Genomic DNA, 7,165 nt, shown 5'->3' with positions numbered 1-7,165 from the left:
GCTACTGTTATAATAAGACCATATAAAAAAAGGTCAACCAGAAATATTTTCTTATCTGGATAACCTTATAATACGAAAGGGTGCGTTGCTTAAACAATGCAACGCCATCTGCTTATTAAAGTAACGGAGGCAGAGTAGTAGAAGAAACATTTATAAAGTTAGAGTACTATCAAAAATATTTAATATTGTTGGAGGATCTATAATATGTAACCGAAGATAAATATTATTACACTTGCTGTTAATGATTTGGAAAAATCGATAGCCTTTTATAAAGAGGGATTAGGTTTACCAACAGAAGGGTTAGTTGAAGGTGCAGATCATATTATATTTGAAATGGAAGGCGATTTATCATTAGTTCTATATCTTCAATCAGAGCTTGAGGAGTTTAATCAATCAAATTCAGTCGAAAAGTCTTCCGGAGTTATTCTGAGCCATGCTGCTGAAAGTAAACAAGAAGTCGATTCGATTTTGAAAATTGCAATAGAACTAGGTGGGACACTTCTACCTAATCAGCCAAAGGAATATGAATGGGGATATTCAGGATACTTTAAAGATTTTGATGGACATATATGGGAAATCGTATATTTTAATTTAAGTGAATAAGTTTCTCTAATTCAACAAACGTGTTGCTTATGCTCAATAAGAGAAAGGAAAAACAACAGATGCTCTATTGCATAGTACAACGATACTATTCAATAGAACGTCATATCCTGTTTCTTCTTTCAATTCTCTTATGCTACGGAGAAATTTTGTTACAAAAGCGAAGAGATGGACTTTGGGAAGTTCCTGGTGGATTTATCGAATTAGGCGAATCTACTGAGGAAGCTGGTAGAAGAGAAGTATTAGAAGAAACAGGTATTGAGATTGGTAAAGTTGATTTAGTTGGTGTTTTTTCTGGGAAACAGCATTATGTTAAATTACCTAATGGCGATGAATTTTATCCAATTACAATAGCTTATGTTTCAAGAGAAATTAAAGGAGGAGTTCTAAAAGCAGATGGTACTGAAACAACTGAGGCTAAGTTTTTTAATATGAATAAATTACCTGAAGGTCTTAACCCTATGATCAAAAATCTAATTAAACAATATACATATTCCCAATTAGTATAAGTAATTCATTGTTACGTAATCGGGAGCTTTCCTGGAACAAGGATAACGCTCATTTTCAACATTTTAGGAACAGATTTTGTAGTGAAAAAGGAAATTAGATGTTCACCTTGAATTTGTAAGTTATGCCAGAACAGAGCAGGATTATTGAATAATAGATTACTGAAAAGGGTGTGAATTGAGTTGACAGCAAAACTTAATGTTATAGAAAGCCCAAAAGTAAATAATAAAGCAGTTTTAACGTTAGTATTGGGGATGTTTTCTATTTTTATTTCAATCATAATGGCTTTTGGTTTCATACCAGGGATTATCGGAATTACTGTTGGACTTCTAGCATTGCGGGAAATGAGGAAGTTTAAACAAAATGGAAAGTCACTTGCAACTATTGGGATTTTGAGCTGTGTTATTGGAACTTTTTTGCCTGTTTTGTTTATGATTTAAATCTTAAATATACAATTTTAAGAGAACAGAGATGAATTAAGTTATTCAACTATAGGGCGCAATACTTGAAGAAGGAATTTGTTGCTTCTCTATAGAAAAGTGTCTATTGTTAGCTGAGTTTAGTTTAGATGAGAGAGAAAGGTGAGATGAGAATGGGACAAATTAAAATTTTTGGGGTTAAGGATAGGTTAAATCCAATTAAGGAAACGCTATCGAATGTTATTCATTCGTGTATGGTGGAAGCTCTTGAATTTCCTTCGGATAAGAAATTTCATCGCTTGTTCCCTATGAACAAAGAAGATTTTTATTTTGCAAGTGGAAGAACTGAATCATATACCGTAATTGAGATTAGTATGTTTGAAGGTCGAACGGTAGAAGCTAAAAAACATTTAATTAACTTACTATTCGAACGTATAAATAGTGAATTGAGTATATCCCCTCAAGATGTTGAGATAACAATTTTTGAAACACCGAAACATAACTGGGGAATAAGGGGATTACCTGGGGATGAGTTAGCACTTAATTATAAAGTTAATGTATGAGTAAAAGGTGGTCAATTAGTGACCACCTTTTTAGCAAAACCAGCTAATAGAAGCTTTTCTGTTATTCAAGAATAGGGCGCTTTTCTGAAATAAGGAAAGCGTCTTTCTTCATGAAAAGGGCCATTTAATGGAGGAAGAAAATAAAATAGGTATTGCTATTTATGGTAATTTATTGTAGTATGTAAAATAATTTAAATTAATTGTTTGATAAAAAGCACTGATAAGGAAATGAGTTACTTTATACGGTTTACAGAGAGGGAAGGAAAGCTGAAATCTTCCTAACGCAGGAAAGTATCTTACCACCTTTGAGCTGTATTGGGGAACCTAAGTATCCAATACCGTCTATGCTACGTTACAGCACCAGAGCCATAAGTTATCTTTTTAGCTTATGGGAAGTTGGGTGGAACCACGAGTATAACGCACTCGTCCCTTGTTGAGGGATGAGTGCGTTTTTTATTTTACAATCAAATATAAAATTATTGCGATGAAAAGGACATGAATTATTTTTACGGTTTTCAGAGAGGGAAGAATAAGCTGCGATCTTCCTAGCTTAGGAAAATAATTTACCACCTTGAAGCTGTATTGGGGAACCTAAGTATCCAATACCGTCTATGTTACGTTACAGCACCAGAGCCGTAAGTTATCTTTTAGCTTATGGGAAATTGGGTGGAACCACGGGTATAACGCACTCGTCCCTTGTTGAGGGATGAGTGCGTTTTTTATTTATTAATTTATTACTTTAAAGGAGTGTTATTGTTATGAATGAAAAGTTAATTAAAATTCAATTTTTAGACGGGAAAATAAAGGAACTTCCGAAAGGAATTACAGTGGAAAGTGTAGCAGAATCCATTAGCTCAAGCCTAAGAAAAAATGCAGTTGTAGGGAAAGTAGATGAACAATTGGTGGATTTAAACTACAAGATAGAACGGGATGCGGAACTTTCTATTTTATCTCTAGATTCGGAAGAAGGATTGCATGTTTTAAGGCATTCTTCAGCGCATGTATTAGCACAAGCCGTTAAAAGACTCTATGGCAATGTAAAATTGGGAGTAGGACCAGTCATTGAGGATGGATTTTACTATGATTTGAAACTAGAACACAGTTTGACTTCCGATGACTTACTTGCCATTGAAAAAGAGATGGAAAACATCATAAACGAGAATTTAGAAATCAAACGAATAGAAGTTTCTTATGAAGAAGCAGAAAAGTTATTTGAAGAAAAAGGCGAGCCATTTAAGTTAGAAATACTAAAGGACATTCCAAAAGATGAAAATATAACTCTTTATCAGCAAGGAGAATTTATTGATCTTTGTCGTGGTCCTCACCTTCCGTCCACTGGTTTAATAAAAGCCTTTAAATTAACTCGTGTATCCGGTGCTTATTGGCGGGGTAACAGTCAAAACGAAGTTCTTCAACGAGTATATGGAGTAGCATTTAAAAAGAAAAAGGATTTAAATGAGTATCTAAATTTCTTAGAAGAAGCAGCAAAACGCGATCACCGTAAATTAGGGAAACAATTGGAGTTATTTATGTTTTCTGAGGAAGCTCCAGGAATGCCATTTTATTTACCGAAAGGACAAATTGTTAGAAATGAGTTAGAAAACTTTTCTCGTGAGCTTCAAAGTAATGCCTATTATGATGAAGTTCGTACTCCATTTATGATGAATCAACAATTATGGGAGAAATCGGGACATTGGGATCATTATCACGAAAATATGTACTTCACTGAAGTCGAAGATAAAAAATTTGCGCTGAAACCAATGAATTGTCCGGGTCATATGCTGATTTTTAAAAACAACCTTTACTCTTATCGAGATTTACCGATTCGAATGGCGGAATTTGGTCAAGTTCACCGTCATGAATACAGTGGTGCTTTAAATGGAATGCTTCGGGTTCGTACATTTTGTCAGGATGATGCCCACATCTTTGTTCGAGAGGATCAAATTGAAAGTGAAATTAAACAGGTATTTTATCTAATTGACCAAGTATATCGAACTTTTGGTTTTGACTATTCGGTGGAGCTTTCAACTCGTCCAGAGGATTCATTAGGTGATGACAACCTTTGGGAAATTTCTGAAGGAGCATTAAAGAATGTACTTGAAAATTTAGAAATTAAATACCACTTAAACGAAGGGGACGGGGCATTTTATGGGCCGAAAATTGACTTTCATATTAAAGATGCATTAAAACGAAGCCATCAATGTGCAACTATCCAGCTTGATTTTCAGATGCCAGAAAAATTTGATTTGACTTATATCAATCAAAATAATGATAAGGTTCGTCCTGTTGTCATTCATCGTGCTATTTTTGGCTCTATTGATCGTTTTTTTGGTATTTTAATTGAACATTTCGCAGGGGCTTTTCCTGTTTGGCTTGCACCGACACAAGTACAAATTATCCCTGTCTCACAAGTTCACTTGGACTACTGTTTAAAGATTCAGTCGGAACTGAAACAATTAGGGGTAAGAGTGGAAATTGACGAAAATAATGAAAAGCTAGGGTACAAAATAAGGGAAGCACAGATGCAAAAGATCCCATATATGCTAGTTCTAGGGGACAATGAGGTTAAAGAAGAAGCAGTAAATGTTAGAAAATACGGGAACCAACAATCAGAAAGTGTTCCATTTGAAGATTTTAAAAAGGAAATTGTACAACAGATTAAAGATCGTAGCATTTAAAAAGCAGATATTTTATAAAATAACAGGGTGTAACTAAATTTAGTTATTCCAGAATAGGGCGCTTTTCTTTAATAAGAACAGCGTCCTTTTTTTTTTTCTTGAAAGAAATAATTTTTAGTTCCCACAATGAAGAAAGGTAGGATAAGGGAAAAATAGGATAAAAGGAATTTATGGATGTCATCAAGACACTTTTGTTGTTGTAGATTTAATATTAATAAAACGAATGGTGTGGCATTTTTTTAAACTGCCATGCCATTTTTTATTAGTCAATATCTTACAAGAGAGCCTTAACCAAATGTGTTACACTAACTTTTAGAAATCAAAAGGAGGTTGTTCGTATGGGACAAGAGGAAAGAACGGTACGTTTTGATCATGATTTACAAATAGAAGCTTATCGTTTTGAAGGAATCATGCAAAAGTTTCCGAACCACTTCCATGAATATTATGTGATTGGGTTTATAGAGAGTGGACAAAGACGATTATCTTGTAAGAACAAAGAATATGTAATAGGTACCGGTGATATTATATTTTTTAACCCTCTGGACAATCATGCCTGTGAATCAATTGACAACCAAACATTAGACTATCGCTGCTTGAATATCAAGCCTGAAATCATGCGAAAAGTTACAAAAGAGATTACAGGGCAAGAATATCTTCCTTCCTTTGCTTCTCCTGTTGCCTATCGTAGTGAACAAGCTCAATTGTTGCATAATCTTCACCAGATGATTATGGATGATGAAATATCAGATTTTGAGAAAGAAGAAACTTTTTATTTTCTTATTCAACAGCTTATTGAAGAATATACCGAAGCCATCGAAGATACAGAACCGAGAGCTATTAAACAAGAAGTTGAAAATGTCTGTCACTACATAGAAGTACATTATGCAGAACATATTGCTTTAGATGATTTAGCAAAGATAGCTAATATGAACAAATATTCTTTGTTACGCTCATTTACCCGGATTCGGGGGATTACCCCGTATCGTTACTTACAAACGGTACGTATTAATGAAGCAAAGAAACGATTGGAACAGGGGATAAAACCACTTGATGCGGCAATAGAGACGGGTTTTGTAGATCAAAGTCATTTTAGCAATTTCTTTATGGAATTTATTGGATTAACACCCGGACAATACAGGGATATTTTTATTCAGAATGATAAATGATCTGCTTTAATAATTTCCCACATTTATTACCATTTTCATTTGGGATTCAGCTCAAATATAGGAGTTTGATTTTCGTGGGTGAAAAGTCATCATCGGAAAAACGTAATCCCAAATAAGATAAAAAATAAGGATGTGATTATTTTATGCTTAATGAAGAAATTCGCTTTTCCAAAGCTCTAAAATCGATTGCTAGAAATCAAGAACTAAAATCCTATTTTCAAAATTCAAAAGAACTTTTCCCGATTTTTATTAAAGGTGCTAACCGATTTGTGGCTGGAGAAACACGTACGGAAGGGCTAGAGCGTGTTATAAACCTATATAACAAAGGGTATCAGGTTTCATTAGAATTTATTGGCGAAAATACAACATCCGAAGAAGAATGTATGCTTACCAAAAATGAATTCAAAGAATTAATAAAAGATCTCGGGAATAATCAAATGAAGGCTACCGTATCATTTGATCTTTCTCATATCGGAATGATGATTTCTGATGCAGTAGCATTTACTAATTTAGAAGAATTAGCAAAAGAAGCACAAAAACATAATATTCAACTTATGATAAGTATGGAAGAATCACAAAAAACAGATGAAATTTTATCACTATATAAAAGGATATCAAATTTATTCTCAAATGTTGGGATAACATTACAAGTTCATTTGAAGCGTTCATCTATTGACCTAAATGATCTATTGAAAACCTCGGGTAGAATACGTTTAGTAAAGGGGGCTTATCAAGAGTCTGAAGGTATATATATCCCAAGATCCGAAGAGTTAAATAAACGGTATATAGAATTTGTATCTATGTGTATAGATAGTAATCATCCATTGTCTGTCGCTACACATGATGAAAATATATTGATGGACCTAAAAGCAAAAGGATTTCTTTATAGTCCGAATGTTGAAGTTGAGATGTTGGATGGGGTTCGACCTGACCTATTAAGATTTTTAAAGGAGGATAATATCCAATCTAAAGTTTATGTAACATATGGTAGTGAGTGGTATTTATATTTAGTTCATCGTATTGCTGAATATCCTCCGAATATTTATACTTTTATTTCAGATATAATTGAACAAAATACTGATAGGGAAAAAATAAATACATACTAAATAATGAAATATTATTTTCTATTGTTTCGTTATGATTTAGTATCTTCAACAATCGGGCGCTTTTCTGAAATAAGGAAAGCGTCTTTCTTCATGAAAAGGGCCAGATTGTTGAGGAAGGATTTTTAC

The 7,165-nt window shown here is 33.7% G+C and carries 6 protein-coding genes, 1 pseudogene and 2 other annotated features; all 7 genes and pseudogenes read left to right on the top strand.

What is annotated here, in order from left to right:
- Positions 1–216: 216 nt before the first annotated feature.
- The 7 genes and pseudogenes from PQ474_RS25385 (at position 217) to PQ474_RS25355 (ending at position 7,039) form a co-directional block, all read left to right on the top strand.
- A complete protein-coding gene (locus PQ474_RS25385) occupies positions 217–603 on the top strand; it encodes a VOC family protein (protein ID WP_337956414.1) in 387 nt (128 codons plus the stop codon).
- A 137-nt stretch (positions 604–740) separates the two neighbouring features.
- Positions 741–1,109, top strand: a pseudogene (locus PQ474_RS25380) (NUDIX hydrolase); the annotation flags it as partial.
- A 180-nt stretch (positions 1,110–1,289) separates the two neighbouring features.
- Positions 1,290–1,547, top strand: a complete 258-nt coding sequence (locus tag PQ474_RS25375) for a DUF4190 domain-containing protein (protein WP_273848365.1) — start codon at positions 1,290–1,292, stop codon at positions 1,545–1,547.
- Between the two features lie 152 nt (positions 1,548–1,699).
- Positions 1,700–2,089 (top strand): tautomerase family protein, encoded by a 390-nt coding sequence (locus PQ474_RS25370; RefSeq protein ID WP_273848364.1) that lies wholly within the window; start codon positions 1,700–1,702, stop codon positions 2,087–2,089.
- Between the two features lie 208 nt (positions 2,090–2,297).
- Positions 2,298–2,523, top strand: a binding site (T-box leader).
- A gap of 41 nt (positions 2,524–2,564) precedes the next feature.
- Positions 2,565–2,789, top strand: a binding site (T-box leader).
- Between the two features lie 58 nt (positions 2,790–2,847).
- Positions 2,848–4,767, top strand: a complete 1,920-nt coding sequence (gene thrS, locus PQ474_RS25365) for a threonine--tRNA ligase (RefSeq protein ID WP_273848363.1) — start codon at positions 2,848–2,850, stop codon at positions 4,765–4,767.
- A gap of 338 nt (positions 4,768–5,105) precedes the next feature.
- Positions 5,106–5,933, top strand: a complete 828-nt coding sequence (locus PQ474_RS25360; protein ID WP_273848362.1) for an AraC family transcriptional regulator — start codon at positions 5,106–5,108, stop codon at positions 5,931–5,933.
- A gap of 143 nt (positions 5,934–6,076) precedes the next feature.
- Complete coding sequence (locus tag PQ474_RS25355; protein ID WP_273848361.1) at positions 6,077–7,039, top strand: proline dehydrogenase family protein; 963 nt, start codon at positions 6,077–6,079, stop codon at positions 7,037–7,039.
- Positions 7,040–7,165 lie beyond the last annotated feature (126 nt).

Origin of the sequence: Halalkalibacter alkalisediminis, from assembly GCF_028610705.1 — a bacterium.
GTDB classification, from domain to species: Bacteria; Bacillota; Bacilli; order Bacillales; family Bacillaceae_D; genus Halalkalibacter; species Halalkalibacter alkalisediminis.
This window is presented reverse-complemented; position numbering and strand designations above follow the sequence as displayed.